At 66.3% G+C, this 16935-nt stretch carries 13 protein-coding genes and 2 tRNA genes; 11 read left to right on the forward strand and 4 right to left on the reverse strand.

Annotation, left to right across the window (positions count from 1 at the left end; translation table 11 throughout):
- Positions 1-234: 234 nt before the first annotated feature.
- Positions 235-1020, forward strand: coding sequence for an NIPSNAP family protein (locus MF607_RS01055; protein WP_242115549.1), 786 nt, complete (start codon positions 235-237; stop codon positions 1018-1020).
- A gap of 18 nt (positions 1021-1038) precedes the next feature.
- Here the strand turns inward: MF607_RS01055 and MF607_RS01060 are convergent, their stop codons facing one another.
- A complete protein-coding gene (locus tag MF607_RS01060; protein ID WP_242115550.1) occupies positions 1039-1599 on the reverse strand; it encodes a YkgJ family cysteine cluster protein in 561 nt (186 codons plus the stop codon).
- A gap of 146 nt (positions 1600-1745) precedes the next feature.
- On the opposite strand from MF607_RS01060, the gene MF607_RS01065 reads away from it, so the two are divergent.
- The 3 genes from MF607_RS01065 to MF607_RS01075 are packed head-to-tail and all read left to right on the forward strand — an operon-like array spanning position 1746 to position 5670.
- Complete coding sequence (locus MF607_RS01065) at positions 1746-3320, forward strand: DUF4153 domain-containing protein (RefSeq protein ID WP_242115551.1); 1575 nt, start codon at positions 1746-1748, stop codon at positions 3318-3320.
- A gap of 11 nt (positions 3321-3331) precedes the next feature.
- Positions 3332-4042: a response regulator transcription factor gene (locus MF607_RS01070; protein ID WP_242115552.1), complete on the forward strand. Its 711-nt coding sequence runs from the start codon at positions 3332-3334 to the stop codon at positions 4040-4042.
- Positions 4015-5670, forward strand: a complete 1656-nt coding sequence (locus MF607_RS01075) for a sensor histidine kinase (protein ID WP_242115553.1) — start codon at positions 4015-4017, stop codon at positions 5668-5670. The genes MF607_RS01070 and MF607_RS01075 overlap by 28 nt, the downstream gene beginning before the upstream one ends.
- 99 nt (positions 5671-5769) lie before the next feature.
- Here MF607_RS01075 and MF607_RS01080 read toward each other — a convergent pair whose 3' ends face one another.
- The 3 genes from MF607_RS01080 to mutL all read right to left on the reverse strand — a co-directional run bounded on the left by MF607_RS01080 (position 5770) and on the right by mutL (position 10755).
- Positions 5770-6483 (reverse strand): hypothetical protein, encoded by a 714-nt coding sequence (locus tag MF607_RS01080; RefSeq protein WP_242115554.1) that lies wholly within the window; start codon positions 6481-6483, stop codon positions 5770-5772.
- A 317-nt stretch (positions 6484-6800) separates the two neighbouring features.
- Complete coding sequence (locus MF607_RS01085; protein WP_242115555.1) at positions 6801-8969, reverse strand: xanthine dehydrogenase family protein molybdopterin-binding subunit; 2169 nt, start codon at positions 8967-8969, stop codon at positions 6801-6803.
- Between the two features lie 10 nt (positions 8970-8979).
- On the reverse strand, positions 8980-10755 hold the full coding sequence (gene mutL, locus MF607_RS01090; RefSeq protein ID WP_242115556.1) for a DNA mismatch repair endonuclease MutL: 1776 nt from the start codon (positions 10753-10755) through the stop codon (positions 8980-8982).
- Between the two features lie 155 nt (positions 10756-10910).
- Here mutL and MF607_RS01095 point away from each other — a divergent pair, with 155 nt between their 5' ends.
- From MF607_RS01095 to MF607_RS01125, 7 genes are all read left to right on the forward strand, one after another.
- Positions 10911-11951: a rod shape-determining protein gene (locus MF607_RS01095; RefSeq protein WP_056451917.1), complete on the forward strand. Its 1041-nt coding sequence runs from the start codon at positions 10911-10913 to the stop codon at positions 11949-11951.
- A 17-nt stretch (positions 11952-11968) separates the two neighbouring features.
- Entirely contained in the window at positions 11969-12868 is a 900-nt protein-coding gene (gene mreC / locus MF607_RS01100; protein ID WP_242115557.1) for a rod shape-determining protein MreC, read from the forward strand.
- A complete protein-coding gene (gene mreD / locus MF607_RS01105) occupies positions 12865-13365 on the forward strand; it encodes a rod shape-determining protein MreD (protein ID WP_242115558.1) in 501 nt (166 codons plus the stop codon). The genes mreC and mreD overlap by 4 nt, the downstream gene beginning before the upstream one ends.
- On the forward strand, positions 13362-15398 hold the full coding sequence (gene mrdA, locus MF607_RS01110) for a penicillin-binding protein 2 (protein WP_242115559.1): 2037 nt from the start codon (positions 13362-13364) through the stop codon (positions 15396-15398). Before mreD ends, mrdA begins: the two co-directional genes overlap by 4 nt.
- Positions 15395-16531, forward strand: a complete 1137-nt coding sequence (gene rodA / locus MF607_RS01115) for a rod shape-determining protein RodA (RefSeq protein ID WP_242115560.1) — start codon at positions 15395-15397, stop codon at positions 16529-16531. Before mrdA ends, rodA begins: the two co-directional genes overlap by 4 nt.
- Before the next feature lie 114 nt (positions 16532-16645).
- Positions 16646-16721 (forward strand) — tRNA-Lys (locus tag MF607_RS01120).
- Between the two features lie 11 nt (positions 16722-16732).
- Positions 16733-16808 (forward strand) — tRNA-Lys (locus MF607_RS01125).
- Positions 16809-16935 lie beyond the last annotated feature (127 nt).

Raw genomic sequence — 16935 nt, forward strand, 5'->3', positions numbered from 1 at the left:
CGAATCGAAGATTTCTTAGTCGTCGATACTGTAGTTTTACTGCACTTGAGCAGACGAATAGTCCAGCGGAAACGAGTTTGGCCGGCGACGCGGGTCCGGTATCGGAAAGGCCGAAGGGTCCGACGGTTGGCAAGGCGATCGACGTAGCAGGGCGATCGATCAAATGAATTGACGGGCGTCGCTGCATCGACTTCCTTGCATTTGAAATATTTAGGCGAGGAAACGATGACATTGATGACGAACCGGCGAGCGATTCTGGCTGGAGCGGCGACCGCGGGGGTGGTGGTGGCCAGCGGTGAAGCTGGTGCGCAGATGCGTGCCACGACGGCGCCGGAAATCTACGAGCTGCGCACCTACCATCTGACGGACGGTCCGATGCGGCGACGTCTCGACGATTATCTCGAGCGCGCCTTCATCCCGGCCGCGCGCCGTGCAGGCACCGGCCCGGTGGGGGCGTTCGGCGTGGCGATCGGTCCGGGCAGCCCCAGCGTCCAGCTGCTGATCCCGCATCGGTCGGTCGCCGATATGGTGGCCCTGCCCGACAAGCTCGCCGCCGATACGGCATACCGACAGGCCGCCGCCGCCTTTACCGCGGCGACGCCCTCCGATCCGCCCTATGTCGCGCTCGACGTAAAGCTGATGCGGGCGTTCGGCCAGTTCCCGCGCGTCGAGGTGCCGGCCGGCAAGGAGGGTCGCATCTTCGAACTGCGCACCTATCACAGCCATAGCGAACAGGCAGGTACTGCGAAGATCGGGATGTTCGAAGGCGGCGGCGAGATCGAGATTTTCCGCCGGACCGGCCTGATCCCGGTATTCTTCGCACAGGACCTGACCGGCACGCGGCTGCCCAGCCTGACCTATCTGCTGACCTTTGCAGATCTTGCCGCACGCGACCGTGCGTGGAAGGCGTTCGGGGCGGACCCGGCTTGGCAGCGGTTGATCGCGATGCCGGGGCTGGCGGAAACCGTCAGCGGCATCGACAACCAGATTCTGAGCCCGACGCGCTACTCGCAAATCTGACGGTTGCCGTCACCCCCGTCACCGGCGTGGCGCGAACATCCCATATTGTTCGCGCCACGCCGCGACTTCGTCGTGCAACGCTGTCGGGGCCGGCGTACCCGACAGGACCAGCCGCGCGACGTCGGGGCTCGGGTGCATCAGCATCTTTTCGTCGCCGTCGCTGAACCAGACGGGGATCAGATATTCGCACAATACGTCGAGGACCCGAGCGGCCATGCCGTTGGCGATCGCATCGCTGCCCGCCAGCAGGCGGACGTTGATCGACACGCCTTCGAAGCAATTTTGCGGTTCGGGTACGAAACTGATCGAAATCAGCAACCCTGAGCGATCCGGGCGCGCCGCTTCAGGCAGGTCCGCCTCGCGCCGCCACACGCAGAACCAGCTGCGGCAGATATGCGGCCGGATCGCATGGATGCCGCAACCCGCCGCGGTCAGATGCTTGCACGGCACGCCTGCCGGCTTGGCGAAATCGGGCGAAGCGACCTGCAGCACCGTACAGCAGGCGGTGCAATCGCCGCACGACCGATCGGCCAGTACCGGGCCGAGCATGTTCGTTTCGAGATCGGCGGCATCTTGCATCGGCCTCGGTTGCCGAGACGCAAGTTAAAAGGCAACCGCCGCCCTGCACGAAATCTGCACCAACTGAAGCCGGTATCCGCACCGTCCTGACCACGCGCCGTACAGCAGCAGGGTGCATCCCCGTCCCGGATCAACCGGAGACTGCCATGGATATCGCCCTTCCCCGCAAACGCCGCTTCGTCTGGAGCATTGTCGCCGCCATCGCCGTGGTGGCGGCGGGTGACGTCCTGTTCTACCAGCGCGGCGCCTATGGCGGGCAGACCGGGTTCGCGCTGGCGGCGCTGTTGCTGCTCGCCATCGCCTGTCGCCCGGCGATCTGGCGCGACCGGCGGGCATGGGTCGCGGCTGCCGCCGCGTTCGCATTCGCCCTGCAGATGGTGCGCGATCCCGGGCCGTTGTCATGGACGCTCTACTGGGTCGCGGCGGGCATGACGGTGTTGCTGCCTGCGACCGGCACGTTCGACGATGGCTGGCGCTGGTTCCAGCGCTTGCTTGCACATGCGCTGCGTTCGGTCGTCGCGCCGGTCCTCGACCTGGTCCGCTGGCGCAGGGTCCGGCGCGCGCGATCGCGGTGGCAGTTCGACCTGTCGGACGGGCTGCGCGGTGTCGCCCTGCCCGTCATCGGCAGCGGGGTCATCCTGCTGCTGTTCGTCGCCGCCAATCCGGTGTTGGCGCAATGGGTCGACCGGCTGACCGGACCGGGGTTCTGGGAACTGGATGCCGTGCGCATCATGATCTGGATCGTCATACTGGTTGCGGCATGGAGCTTGCTCCACCCGCGACCGATCCAGCCGATCATCGGCACGTTCGACGGTAGCGGCGAGTTGCCACTGCCCGGCGTGACGATCGCGTCGGTGCGACGGTCGCTGATCGCGTTCAACCTGCTGTTCGCGGTGCAGAACGGGTTGGATATCGCCTATCTAAGCGGCAGCGTGCCGATGCCGGCGGGGATCACGCTGGCCGATTATGCGCATCGCGGTGCCTACCCGCTGATCGCGACCGCGCTGCTTGCCGCGCTGTTCGTGCTGGTGACGTTGCGACCGGGATCGCAGACCGCCGCGATACCCGCAATCCGCCGGCTGGTCGGGCTATGGATCGGGCAGAACCTGATCCTCGTCGCGTCGTCGATGCTCCGCACGATCGATTATGTCGAAGCCTATTCGCTGACCGGGCTGCGCCTCGCGGCGCTCGCGTGGATGGCGCTGGTCGGATACGGGCTGGTGGTCATCCTCTGGCGACTGCTCGGCGGGCGGAGCGCCGGGTGGCTAATCAACGCGAATCTCTTTGCCGCCGGACTGGTGCTCACTGGCTTCGCCTTGACCGACAGCGCCGCATTCGTCGCGTCGTGGAATGCACGTCATGCCGCTGATGTCGGCGGCCGCGGTGCGGCGCTCGACCTCTGTTATCTCCAAATGCTCGGCAACTCGTCATTGCCCGCGCTGATCGAACTCGAGCAGCGGCCCGATATCGCGCCGGCATTGCGCGACCGGGTCCGCTACGTCCGTAACGCCGTGCTGTTCACGCTCGACGGGCGCATGCACGATGGCGGATGGACGTGGCAGGGCGAGCGGCGGCTGGCAGCGGCGCGGGCGGCGTTTCCCGATCTTCCCGCAAAGCTGCCGATGCCAGCCGGCGACCGGATGTGCGACGGTCGCCTCAAACCGCCCCCTGCCCCGTCCGCTCCGGTCACCCCGTCGTTGACAGTGGCGGTGCGGCCATGATCCTGTGCCCCATGCCGCGCTCGATCCTGATCGTCGACGACGATCCGCACATCCGCCAGTTGCTGGTCTTCGCCTTCGGCAAGGCGGGGCTGACCACGCGCGAGGCGGGCGACGGCGAGGAAGCGCTGGCCAGCGTGACGCGCGAGCCGCCCGACCTGATCGTCCTCGATATCAACATGCCGCGCATGGACGGGCTGGAGGTCTGTCGCCGGTTGCGCGCAGCAGGCGACCTGCCGATCCTGTTCCTGTCGTCGCGCGACGATGAGATCGACCGGGTGCTGGGCATCGAACTGGGCGGCGACGACTATGTCGTGAAGCCTTTTTCCCCACGCGAGGTCGTGGCGCGCGCGATGGCGATCCTGCGCCGCACCGCCGCGCACCCGCCGCGGGCGGAGAGCGTCGCGAGTTTTCGCTATGGTGGCCTCAGCATCGACAGCGAAGGCTGGGCGGCGCATTGGATGGGCGAGGAGATCGCGCTGACCGTGACCGAATTCACCATCCTGCGCACGCTGGCGTCGATGCCATCGCGCATCTTTTCGCGCGACCAGATCATCGACCGGCTGCACGGTCCGGGCTTTGCGATCACCGACCGCACGATCGACAGCCATGTCCGTAACCTGCGCCGCAAATTCGCCGAGGCAGGCTGCGCCGACCTGATCGAGACCCGCGCCGGGGTCGGCTATCGGCTGGGCGGATGCCGGGAGCCGGTCGCCGCGACATGATCGCGCGGGCGAAGGCGGCGATCGCGCGGCACTGGCCGGTGCTGCGGCTGCGCACGATCCTGTTCAGCACGCTGCTGCTGGTCGCGGCGCTGCCCGGGTTCGGCGCGCTGTTCCTGCGCGTGTACGAAAATGCGCTGGTACGCCGCACCGAGGGGGAACTGGTCGCGCAAAGTGCCGCGCTCGCGGCGAGCGCGGCGGTGCTGTGGCCGGGTGCGCGCCTGGCGCCGCATCGCGTCATCGTTCCGCCCGGTCCTTATGATCCGCAAAGCGAGGTCGACCTGCGTGCCTCGCCGATCCTGCCGCCCCGCCCCGCCGCGCTTGCGACGCCGATCGGGCCGCGGCCCGCTGCGCTCGCGACTGCGCGGCGGCTGTTTCCCGCGATCGCGGAAACGCAGCGGACGACGCTGTCGTCGATCCTGATGCTCGACGCCAATGGGACGCTGCTGGGTGGCGGCGAGGCGGGGCGTTCGCTGCGGTCACTGCCCGAAATTCGGTCGGCGCTGTCCGGGCGACCATCGACGGTGCTACGCGAGAATGGCAGCCAGGTGCCGCGCTATGCCTTCGAATGGCTCAGCCGTGCGTCGAACCTGCGGCTGTACCATGCCCGGCCGATCATGGTCGGCGGGCGGGTGCAGGGCGTGTTGCTGGTATCGCGTTCGCCGCGTCCGTTGTGTGAGGGCATGTACGAGGATCGCGGCAAGATCGTGCTCGGTATCGTGCTGATCTTCGGCGCGCTGGTCATGCTTACCGCGATCCTGTCGCGCGCGATCGTCCGTCCGATCGAACGGTTGAGCCGCGCGACGCGCACGCTGGCATCGGGGCGCCCGGCGGCAACCGACCTGCCCTCGCTACAGGTCGTCGAAATACGCGACCTGTTCCGCGACTTCGCGGCGATGGCTGACAGCATCGACAAACGGTCGCGGTACCTGCGCGATTTCGCGTCGTCGGTCAGTCATGAATTCAAGACGCCGCTGGCCGGGATCAGCGGCGCGATCGAACTGTTGCAGGATCATGAGGCGGAGATGCGCCCCGCCGATCGACGACGGTTCCTGCGCAACATGGCGGACGATGCCGAACGGCTGTCGCGACTGGTCCGGCGATTGATGGAACTGGCCAAGGCCGATCTCCACCAGCCGGGATCGACGTCGGGCACGGCGTTACCGCCGGCGCTGGCGATGGTCGCCGATGGCTTGGCGACCGACGACTTTTGGGTGCGTACTGCGTTGCCCGAACAGCTGCCGCGACTGGCGATCGACGCGCGAACGCTGGAGGCGGTGCTGATGACGCTGATCGACAATGCGCGGCAGGCAGGGGCTACGATCGTGACCGTTTCCGCCAGCGTCGACGACGGCGATGTGGTCGTCGACCTGGTCGATAACGGGGGTGGCATTGCGCCCGCCGACCGCGACCGGATCTTCGAAGCGTTCTTCACGACCAAGCGAGAGGCGGGCGGCACCGGGCTGGGCCTGCCAATCGCGCGGTCGCTGGTCGAGGCATATGACGGGACGTTGGCCTTGCGCGAGGCGATACAAGGCACCCGTTTCGCCCTGACTCTGCCGATAGATGTGGCGGGGGACAGAACCGGACCTAGCCTGACCCATCAACCTTTCAGATCACGACATAGCTGAATCGGCATGCGCCGTCCGACAAAGATATCGACCTTGTCGGACGGCGCGAACGTCGCGCCTGCATGTCCCCGCGCAAAGCGGGAAAATGCAGGCGTCGGATCAGCCGTCGATGCCGTAATGATAGTAGGTCACGCCGTTGACCGTTTCCTTGTACAGAAAGTCGATCGACAGCATGTTGTGGCCAACCCCGTTCAGGTCGATCTGGCCACCGGGATGGCGGAACGAGTCGCTCGACTTCGGACCGCCCTCGCCCGACAGGTCGAGCACCTGATTGCTGCCGAAGCCGATCGTGGCGTTGTCGTCATTATCGAGGATCTGGCGCGTCGTGACGATGCGGTCGTCGGCACCGAAGCCGTTGATCGTATCGAAGCCGAGGTTCAGGCCGAGTGCATTGTCGTAGAAGAAGGTAAAGCTTCCCTTCGATGCGTCGAACGTGTCGTTGGTGACCTTGCCCTCGGTAAAGCCCTCGAGCCGCACCGACGCGTCGGCATAGGCATGGCCGCCATCCTTCGACCCCAGATAGCGCAGGTTGACGACCCCGCCATCGGCGCCGACCAAGGTCAACTGGTCGCCGCCGCTGGTACCTTCGACGGCAATCAGCCCGTTCTCGCCCGCGTCGACGCTGTCGCCGATCGAGCGATAGTTGATCAGCGAATCATTCTTGCGGAACGTCAGGATCGTGTCGTCACCGACATCGCCGTTGCTGACGACATAGGCGGTGGCGATGTCATAGCCGGTGATGACGTCGTTGGTGCCGTTCGACACGAGAACGGAAGACGCAGCTGTGGTGATGAGCGTGTTGTTGCCTGGCATGATTTCCCCCTTGCGAATGCGGTCCGGCAATGCCCTGGAGATCCCCATGTGGCAGGCCGAACGGTCGAAGCGGAAAACCGCGCATCCGCCAAGCGGTTCCAACAAAACAATATTTTTGCGCCAGGCCGAAATATTAGTAAAATATTAACGATAAGGGCGGCGCGAAATTCACCAATTAACGAGAGCGATCGACGCGATAAACCACTCCGCCATCCCCGTTGTCGGCCGGATAATTCTACATTGGCCAAAAATAGCTTTTCCGGTCGCGCGATTGCGAAATCCGTGATTGGCAACGGTTTGAAGCTGCGCCAACGAAGCTACATCCCGGCCAGCAGCTTGTCGACGGTGATCGGATAGTCGCGTACCCGCACTCCGCACGCATTAAAGACCGCGTTGGCGACCGCCGCACCGACGCCACAAATGCCCAGTTCGCCCACCCCCTTCGCCTTCATCGGCGACGACAGCGGGTCTTCCTCGTCGAGGAAGACGACCTCCTGATGCGGGATATCGGCATGGGTCGGCAGATGATATTCGGCCATGTCGTGATTGATGAACCCGCCGAGCCGCGGGTCGATCACCAGCTCCTCGGTCAGTGCGGCGCCGACACCCATCGTCATCGCGCCCAGTATCTGGTTACGCGCCGATTTGGGGTTGAGGATACGTCCGGCGCCGAACACGCCCAGCATCCGCCGCACGCGGATCTCGGCAGTGTCGGCATCGACGCCGATCTCGACGAAATGCGCGCCGAACGTTGCTTGCACGTATTTTCTCGTCAGGCTCCCGAACTCGATCCGGTCCTCGACCTCGATCCCCTGTCCGCCCACGGCATCGCCCAAGGCCACCGATTTGTTGCCCGACCAGACCCGACCCTCGGCAAAACGCGCGGTGGCGGGTTCGAAGCCGGCCGCCTCGGCGATCTTGTCGCGCAGCCCGACACAGGCGGCATAGACGCCGGCGGTCGAACTGTTCGCCCCGAACTGCCCGCCCGACCCGGCCGAAATCGGGAAGCTGGACTCGCCCAGGCGGACGGTTACCTGTTCCAGTTCGACGCCCAGCATCTCGGCGGCGGTCTGGGCGAGGATCGTGTAGCTGCCCGTGCCGATGTCGGTCATGTCGGTCGTGACGGTGACGCGGCCGTCGCCGCCAACCCCGACACGCGCCGCGGATTTCAGCACGATGTTGCCGCGATAGGCCGCCGCCATGCCCATGCCGACCAGCCAGCGTCCATCGCGCCGCGTGCCCGGCGTCGCCGCCCGTGCGCTCCAGCCGAAGCGTTCGGCGCCTTCGCGCAGGCAGCCGATCAAGTCGCGGTGCGAGAAGCGCCGTTCGGGCTTTTCGGGATCGACCTGCGTATCGTTGAGGATGCGCAGCTCGACCGGATCGATCGCCAGCTGTTCGGCCAGTTCGTCCATCGCCGCCTCGATCGCCATCATGCCGACCGCTTCGCCCGGCGCGCGCATGGCGTTGGATTCGGGCAGGTTCAGCGTCGCGAGCCATTCGTCGACGCGGCGATGGGGCGCGGCATACAGCTGTCGGGTCTGCGCGCCCGCCCCTTCGGGACTGCCGCCCGCCACGTCGCCCGACCAGCTTTCATGACCGATCGCGGTCAGCCGGCCCTCTCGGGTCGCGCCAAGTCGCAGCCGCTGGATCGTCGCCGAGCGATGCGGCGTGTTGTTGAAGACCTGCGGCCTGCTCAGCACGACCTTGACAGGCCGTCCCACTTGCCGCGCCGCAACCGCCGCCAGTACCGCATCGGCGCGCACCCACAGCTTGCCGCCAAAGCCACCGCCGATATGGTGGGCGATGATCCGGACCTTGTCCTTCGGCATGCCCAGCACCTTGGCCATGTCCCGCGCGGCCCAGTCGACCATCTGGTTCGCGGTCCACAGCGTCAGTTCGTCGCCGTCCCATGACGCGATCGAGGCGTGCGGCTCCATCATCGCATGGGCGTGATCGGGGGTGGTATAGGTCGTGTCGACCTGTACGGCTGCGTCGGCAAAGGCCCGGTCGAAATCGCCATGGACGTGCGAGGAACTGTGCTCGGCAGCATCCTTCGCACGTGCCAGATCGAAGACTCCGTCGTCGGCGGCATAGTCGATCCGCACCAGTCGCGCGGCAGCACGGGCTGCTTCGAAACTTTCGGCCACGACCAGCGCCGCCGCCTGCCCGAACTGATCCACCTGCGGACCGGCGAGCATTGGCAGCTTCTGATCGTCGCCCAGCGCAAGGGGGCCGGCATTCTGGTGCGTCACCACCGCCCGCACGCCCGGCGCGGCAAGCGCATCGGCGGTGTCGATCGCGGCGATCCGGCCGCTGGCGATCGTGGTCGTGACGATCACGCCATAGACCAGGTCGGGTACCGCGAATTCGGCGGCATAGGTCGCGCGGCCGGTTACCTTCAGCGGTCCTTCGATCCGGTCGGTCGGACGGCCCAATATCCGCATCGCATCGGTCGGGTTGGGTCCGGCAGCTTCGGTGAACTTCATGACTTGCTTCCTATTTCCGGCCGAACAGCTTTTCGATATCGCCATGGGCCAGCTTGATCCAGGTCGGGCGGCCATGGTTGCACTGGCCCGAATGTGGCGTGACTTCCATCTCGCGCAACAGCGCGTTCATTTCGGCCACCGACAATATCCGCCCGGCGCGAACCGATCCGTGACAGGCCATGGTCGCGGCGACGTGGTCGATGCGTTCCTTGAGCGACAGCGCCGCATCGTGCGCGCGAATCTCATCGGCGAGATCGGTGACGAGGCTGATGACGTCGCCCTGTCCCAGCACCGCCGGGACGGCACGCACCAGCATCGCGCGCGGGCCGAAGCGTTCGAGCTCCAGCCCGAATTCGGCCAGTTCCCCGGCCTTGTCCTCCAGCGCGTCGCAGGCGACTTCGTCCAGTTCGACCACCTCGGGGATCAGCAGCGCCTGTCGCGCGACGCCGCCTTTTGCCATTGCCGCGCGCATCCGTTCGAGCACGAGCCGTTCATGCGCGGCGTGCTGGTCGACCAGCACCAGCCCGTCCTCGGCCTCGGCAACGATATAGGTGCGCGCCACCTGGCCACGCGCCGCGCCGAGCGGGAATTGCGTCGAGGCGGGCGGCGGTTCGACCGCGACCTCGGCCCGCGCCTGTGGCGGCGGCGCGAAGAAGGTCGGGCGACGTTCGTGGAAGCTGAAGCCCGACGACGCCATCGCCTCCGCCAGCGGGGGCAGCGTTAGTGCGGACGGCGTGGGCGGCGCAATCGGCTCCGACGTCCATGCCGCCATCGCTTCCTCGGCGGGTCGCTGCACCGCGCGAAATCCTGCTTCATCGAGTGCCCGCCGCAGACCGCCGACGATCAGTCCGCGTGCCGCCGCCGGATCGCGGAAGCGCACCTCGGTCTTGGCCGGATGGACGTTCACGTCGATCAGGTCGGGATCGACGTCGAGGAACAGTGCCACCACCGCATGGCGATCGCGCGCCAGCATCTCGGCATAGGCACCGCGCACTGCGCCTGACAGCAGCCGGTCCTTCACCGGGCGGCCGTTGACGAACAGATATTGGTGGTCGGCGACGCCGCGATGAAAGGTCGGCAGACCGGCGACGCCGCCCAGCCGCATGCCTTCGCGCTCCCAGTCGAGGCCGACCGAATTCGCGGCCAGCGCGCGGTCGGTCAGCGCCGCGACCCGTTCGGGGCGCGACTCGCCCGCCTGCACCCCCAGCACGCGACGCCCATCATGTTCGAGGGAGAAGGCGATGTCGGGGCGCGCCATCGCCAGTCGCCGGACCTGGTCGACGCAGGCGGCGAATTCCGAGCGCGTCGACCGCAGGAATTTGCGCCGTGCCGGCACGCGCGCGAACAGCCCTTCCACGCGGATGCGAGTGCCCGGCGGAAGGGCGGCGGGTCGATTCTCGACCACTTCGCCATTATCGACGGTGCGCAGCCAGCCCTCGGCACCCGCCGGGCGGCTTTCGATCGCCAGCCGCGCGACGCTCGCGATCGAGGGCAGCGCTTCCCCGCGAAAGCCGAGCGTGGTCACAGCCTCGATCCGGTCGTCGGGCAGCTTCGAGGTCGCATGGCGTTCGAGCGAAAGGGCCATATCGTCCGGCGACATGCCGCAGCCGTCGTCACTAACCTCAATCAAATCAATACCGCCGGCAGCAATCCGGACGCCGATGCGGGTCGCCCCGGCGTCGATCGCGTTCTCGACCAGTTCTTTCAGCGCGGAAGCAGGGCGTTCCACCACTTCCCCGGCAGCGATGCGGTTGACGAGATGCTCGGGGAGACGGCGTATTGACATGGGGGTCGCTCTAGCCCAAGCGGCGCCATCCCGCGACCCGCAACCGCCATTTGGCAACCGATCAGCCACCATCTCAACAAGGGGCCGATCGGACGGGTCGAGGTACAAGCTGCGAACCGCCGCGTCGGGACACGCGGACAAGGACGGAAGTATCGATGGCCTTCTCGCGTTTCTTCAAGTTCATGTCGCATGATATGGCGATCGACCTCGGCACCGCCAACACGGTGGTGTATCTGCGCGGTCGGGGCGTCGTGCTGAACGAACCGTCGGTGGTGGCGGTCGAGACGCTGAACGGGGTCAAGCGGGTCAAGGCGGTCGGCGACGACGCCAAGCTGATGATGGGCAAGACGCCGGGTTCGATCGAGGCGATTCGCCCGCTTCGCGATGGCGTGATCGCCGACATCGACGTCGCCGAACAGATGATTAAGCACTTCATCCAGAAGGTGCATGGCCAGCGTCGCTTCATCCGCTGGCCGCAGATCGTGATCTGCGTGCCGTCGGGGTCGACCAGCGTCGAACGCCGCGCGATCCGCGACGCCGCGTCGAACGCCGGTGCGTCCCAGGTGTGGCTGATCGAGGAGCCGATGGCCGCCGCGATCGGCGCCGACATGCCGGTCACCGAACCGATCGGGTCGATGGTCGTCGATATCGGCGGCGGTACGACCGAAGTCGCGGTGCTGTCGCTGCGGGGCCTCGCCTATTCGACGTCGGTCCGGGTCGGCGGCGACAAGATGGACGAAGCGATCGTCAGCTATGTCCGCCGCAACCACAATCTGCTGATCGGCGAAGCGACCGCTGAACGGATCAAGCAGGAAGTCGGCACCGCCAAGCCGCCGGCCGACGGCATCGGCACGCTCATCTACATCAAGGGCCGCGACCTCGTGAATGGCGTGCCCAAGGAAATTCAGATCAACCAGGGCCAGATCGCCGAGGCGCTGTCCGAACCGGTCGCCGCGATCGTCGAGGGTGTGCGCATCGCGCTCGAAAACACTGCGCCCGAACTCGCCGCCGACATCGTCGATCAGGGCATCGTGCTGACCGGTGGCGGCGCGCTGTTGCAGGGCATCGACGAGGTGCTGCGCGACGAAACCGGCCTGCCGGTGACGGTGGCCGAAGATCCGCTGACCTGCGTCGCGCTGGGCACCGGTCGCGCGCTGGAGGATCCGATCTACAAGGGCGTGTTGCTCGCCGTCTGACATAGGGGTCCGGGGGCATGGCGCCGCCACGCAACCATCGTCCGGGCTTTTCGCGGCGGGCGCAATATACGGTGTTCGCCGGCTATGTGCTGGCGGCCAGCGGCGCGCTCGTCGGTGCCATCCTGTTGCTGATCTCCATTATCGATCCGCGGGCCTTCGCCGTGTTCCGCGGCGCGGTGCGCGAGGCGACGACGCCGGTTTCCGCCGGGCTCGACTGGGCGTGGGACGGGGTGTCGGCGGTGCCGCGCGGCATCGGCGACTATTTCGGCGCGGTCGATGAGAACCGCCGGTTGCGCGCGCGTGAGGCCGCGACACGACGCTATCTCATGCAGGCGCGGTCGCTCAACCGCGAGAATGCGCGACTGCGGACGCTGCTCGCCTTGCGGGACCGTTCGGCATCGCCGGTGGTCGCCGCACGGCTGGTCAACAGTTCGGCCAGCAGCACGCGCCGCTACGCGACGCTCAATGCCGGGTCATCCCAAGGCGTATTGCGCGGACAGCCGGTTCGCGGCCCCGACGGCCTGATCGGCCGCGTGGTCGAAACCAGTCCGAACACCGCCAGCGTCCTGCTGATCCTCGACCCCGAAAGTATCGTGCCGGTCCGCCGGACGCGCGACGGGCTGTCGGCGATCGTCGCGGGACTGGGCAACGGACAGGTGGAGGTCCGCACGGCGGGCGTGGTCAATGCGCCGCTGCTGGCGGGCGACGTCTTCGTCACGTCGGGTACCGGCGGCATCTATCCACCGGGAATCCCGGTTGCACGCGTATCGCGCAGCCAGCGCGACGTGGCACCGGCGCGGGTCTTTGCCGAACCGGACGCGCTGGACTTCGCGCTGGTCGAGCGGGCGTACCTGCAACCACCCGTCCCCCGCCCGACCCCGACCGCCACGCCCAGTCCCAAGCCCGCCGCCGAATGAAGCTGCTGGGGCCCGACGACGATCGCAACGATCGCGTCCTGACACGCAAGGCGGTGCTGAGCATTATGGCCGGATCGCTGATGACGCTCATCCCTGTGGTGGCGTCGGTGCCGTTCCTGCCGCCGTTCGGGTTGCTGATGTTCCTCGGGTGGCGGTTGTTCAAACCCGGTGCGCTGCCGGTCTGGGCAGCGGCACCGCTCGGCCTGTTCGACGATCTGGTGAGTGGACAACCGCTGGGCAGCGCGGCGTTGTTATGGCAAATATGTTCCCTGATGCTCGATCTTGTCGACACGCGCCTCGTCGCGCGTGATTTCTGGCAGGACTGGCTGCTGGCCGGAGGGTCGATCGCGCTGTGCCTCACGGCGGGACGGGTCTTTGCGAGCAGCCTGTCGGCACATGTCGATACCGCGCTGCTGTTGCAGATCGTGGTATCGGTGGCGTTGTTTCCGTTGGCCACGCGGCTATGTACGGCACTTGCGGGCCGTGAGGATGAATGAGCAGGATCGTCACCGAAGCCGCACAGGCGTTCAGCTTTTCCCGGCGGGCGATGGTGCTGGGCGGCGCGCAGGCGGCGGTCGGCGTGGTGCTGGCCGCACGCATGGCGTGGCTGTCGGTCGCTGAGAACGAACGCTATAACCTCCTCGCCGAAAGCAACCGCGTCAACCTGACCATGATCCCGCCGCGCCGGGGGTGGATCATCGACCGGCACGGCGCCCCGATCGCCAATAACCGCACCGATTTCCGCGTCGACCTGATCCCCGACCGGATGGAGGATGGCGCGCGGGTGCTGGGCGAGTTGCAGCAATTGCTGGCGCTGACCGCCGAGGATATGGCGCGCATCCAGACCGACCTGAAGCGCGCCGGCAATTTCACGCCGGTACAGGTGGCCGAGAATCTCGACTGGGAGCGCTTCGCCGCGGTCAGCGTCCGCCTGCCCGAACTCCCGGGCGTACAGCCGACCCGCGGCTTTTCGCGTAGCTACCCGCCGGGCGCGGCGGTCGCGCATCTGACCGGCTATGTCGGTGCTGCCACCGCCGAGCAGTTCAAGGAAACCCGCGATCCGTTGATGGTGACGCCGGGGTTCAAGCTCGGCAAGGACGGTCTGGAAAAGACGCTGGAATCCGACCTCCGCGGCACGGCGGGCGCCAAGCGGGTCGAAGTCACCGCGCGCGGGCAGATCGTCCGTGAACTCGAAACCCGGCCCGACAAGCAGGGCAAGAACGTCCGGCTGACGATCGACCTGGGCCTTCAGGAATTTGCGGCGCGGCGGCTCGGCCCCAATTCGGGGTCGGCGGTGGTGATGGACGCGGTAACCGGCGACGTGCTGGCGATGGTGTCGATGCCGGCCTACGACCCCAACAGCTTTTCCGACGGCATCGGCCGGCTCGAATGGAAGATGCTGTCGGACGACGACCATATTCCGCTGATGAACAAGACGCTGCAGGGGCTGTATCCGCCGGGATCGACGGTGAAGCCGATGCATGCACTCGCGATCCTTCAGGCCGGCATCGACCCGCATCGTCGCGTCAACTGCACCGGGGTGCTGCAAGTCGGCACCGGCCGCTTCCACTGCCACAAGCGCGGTGGCCATGGTCCGCTCGATATGGTCGGTGCCGTAGCGCAAAGCTGCGACATCTACTTTTACACCATGGCCCGCGAACTGGGCTATGATCGCTTCGCCCCCGTCGCCCGCGCGATGGGACTGGGACAGGAGTTTGAACTTCCCTTCCAGTCGCAACGCTACGGGACGGTACCTGATAGCGCGTGGAAGCTCCGTAAATACAAGCAGAAATGGACCGTCGCCGATTCGGTCAACGCGTCGATCGGGCAGGGCTATGTGCTGACCAACCCGCTGCAGCTGGCGGTGATGGCCGCCCGCATCGCGCAGGGGCGACGGGTGGTGCCACGGCTTCTGCTCGACACGCCGCACCGCCCCGCACCCTCGATGAACATCGATCCGGAGATGCTGGACACGGTGCACAAGGCGACCTGGGCGGTCATCAACGGCGGCGGTACCGGCGGACGTTCGCGGTTTCAGGGACTGCCGGGGATCGAACTGGCGGGAAAGACCGGCACGGCGCAGGTTCGCCGCATCACCATGGCCGAACGTCGCACCGGCGTGCTGGGCGATGGTGCGTTGCCGTTCAAGATGCGCGACCATTCGCTGTTCATCGGCTATGCACCGGCCAACGCGCCGCGCTATGCGGTATCGGTGGTGCTCGAACATTCGGGGCATATCTATACCGCCGCGCCGATCGCCAGCGACATATTGTCGTGGCTGTTCGATCGCGACAAGGCGATGGCCCGGCTCGAACCGCTCGAACGCGAATGGGGCGGCGACATCGATACCCGCATGGCGACGCAGTGGCGCAGCTTCCAGGCCGCGCAACAGGCGCCGGTGCTGAGCGTGCCCGCAACGCCCGCCGATGTCGAGGGAGCGACGACCAACGTCGTCGACTCGGCCGTCGCCAACCAGATCGAACCCGACCCCGCCGTCGCCCAATCGAACGAAACCCAGCGCACCGAATGAAACGCATCAATCAGACGACCTCGCACGGACTGGGCTTCGTCCCCGCCCCGCTCGCGCAACTGCCGTGGCGGGTATTGTTCCTGCTGCTGACGATCGGCGGGTTCGGGTTGGTCGTGCTGTTCTCGGCGGCCGGAGGCAGTCTACAGCCATGGGCGTCGCGGCAGGGCATCGCCTTCGCGATCTTTCTGCTCGCCGCGATCGGCATCTCGCGCATAAGGCTGAGCTTCTGGCGCGATCTGGCGCTGCCCGCCTATGCGGTCATTACGATCATGCTGATCCTCGTGGAGCTTGCCGGCGCCGTGCGCGGGGGGTCGCAGCGATGGCTCGACCTCGGCTTCATCCGCGTCCAACCTTCCGAATTCATGAAGCCGGCGATCGTGCTGGCGCTCGCCCGCTTCTACGAACTGCTACCGGCGGGCGAAATCCGCCGGTTCAGCGCGGTGTGGCCGGCGGCGGCGATGCTGGGCGTCCCGGTGGTGCTGGTGATGCTGCAACCCGATCTCGGCACGGCGCTGATGATTACCGCCGGCGGCTTGACCGTCATGTTCCTTGCAGGGCTGCCGATCCGGTTGTTCGCAGGTGGGGCGCTGGCAGTGGCGATCGCCGCCCCGCTCGCATTCAATTTCCTGCTGCACGATTATCAGCGCAACCGTGTGCTGATCTTTCTGAACCCCGAGAGCGACCCGCTCGGCACCGGCTATCATATCAGCCAGTCCAAGATCGCGATCGGATCGGGCGGCATTTTCGGCAAGGGCTTCCTGAACGGCACGCAGAGCCATCTCGACTATCTACCCGAAGGCCATACCGATTTCGTGTTCGCGACGATGGCGGAGGAATGGGGGCTGGTCGGCGGCGTGCTGCTCATCACCGCCTTCATCCTGCTGGTCCGCTGGGGCGTGGGCGTCGGCGTGCGGGCCGAGGGGCGGTTTTCGAAGCTGGTCGCCGGCGGGTTGGCGACGACGATCTTCTTCTATGTCGCGATCAACCTGATGATGGTGATGGGGCTGGCCCCGGTGGTCGGCATCCCGCTGCCGCTGGTCAGCTATGGCGGGTCGGCACAGATGACGGTGCTCGGCTGTATCGGCATCCTGATGGCGATCGATCGCGAGAACCGTGAGCGGGTGCGCTTCTGACGCTTATTTTCCGCTCGGGCAAAAATAGGGTTTGCTTCGCCGCCAAGGTTCGCTAAAGGCGCCGCTCCAACGGCGGAACGGCTCCAAACCGACCCGCCCCATCGCGCAGGCGACGGACGCATAGCTCAGTTGGTAGAGCAGCTGACTCTTAATCAGCGGGTCCTTGGTTCGAGCCCAAGTGCGTCCACCACCTGTCCGAATGGACGCATAGCTCAGTTGGTAGAGCAGCTGACTCTTAATCAGCGGGTCCTTGGTTCGAGCCCAAGTGCGTCCACCAGATTTTCAATGGTTTAGCGGCCGCCCTTCGGGGTGGCCGTTTTGCTAGGTAGCAAATAGGTAGCGCGGCGCATTAGCCCGGAAGGGTAACACCCTTTTTCAAGCCCATCGAACAGTCATAATGCGAT

This window comes from Sphingomonas lacusdianchii (assembly GCF_022664395.1).
GTDB lineage: Bacteria > Pseudomonadota > Alphaproteobacteria > Sphingomonadales > Sphingomonadaceae > Sphingomonas > Sphingomonas lacusdianchii.

Coding starts and splice junctions, on each gene's coding strand:
- MF607_RS01080 (WP_242115554.1), bottom strand. CDS start 6,483: ATGCCAGGCAACAACACGCTCATCACCACAGCTGCGTCTTCCGTTCTC.
- rodA (WP_242115560.1), top strand. CDS start 15,395: ATGAAACGCATCAATCAGACGACCTCGCACGGACTGGGCTTCGTCCCC.
- MF607_RS01085 (WP_242115555.1), bottom strand. CDS start 8,969: ATGAAGTTCACCGAAGCTGCCGGACCCAACCCGACCGATGCGATGCGG.
- mreD (WP_242115558.1), top strand. CDS start 12,865: ATGAAGCTGCTGGGGCCCGACGACGATCGCAACGATCGCGTCCTGACA.
- MF607_RS01065 (WP_242115551.1), top strand. CDS start 1,746: ATGGATATCGCCCTTCCCCGCAAACGCCGCTTCGTCTGGAGCATTGTC.
- mreC (WP_242115557.1), top strand. CDS start 11,969: ATGGCGCCGCCACGCAACCATCGTCCGGGCTTTTCGCGGCGGGCGCAA.
- MF607_RS01055 (WP_242115549.1), top strand. CDS start 235: ATGACGAACCGGCGAGCGATTCTGGCTGGAGCGGCGACCGCGGGGGTG.
- MF607_RS01060 (WP_242115550.1), bottom strand. CDS start 1,599: ATGCAAGATGCCGCCGATCTCGAAACGAACATGCTCGGCCCGGTACTG.
- MF607_RS01095 (WP_056451917.1), top strand. CDS start 10,911: ATGGCCTTCTCGCGTTTCTTCAAGTTCATGTCGCATGATATGGCGATC.
- mrdA (WP_242115559.1), top strand. CDS start 13,362: ATGAGCAGGATCGTCACCGAAGCCGCACAGGCGTTCAGCTTTTCCCGG.
- MF607_RS01075 (WP_242115553.1), top strand. CDS start 4,015: ATGCCGGGAGCCGGTCGCCGCGACATGATCGCGCGGGCGAAGGCGGCG.
- mutL (WP_242115556.1), bottom strand. CDS start 10,755: ATGTCAATACGCCGTCTCCCCGAGCATCTCGTCAACCGCATCGCTGCC.
- MF607_RS01070 (WP_242115552.1), top strand. CDS start 3,332: ATGCCGCGCTCGATCCTGATCGTCGACGACGATCCGCACATCCGCCAG.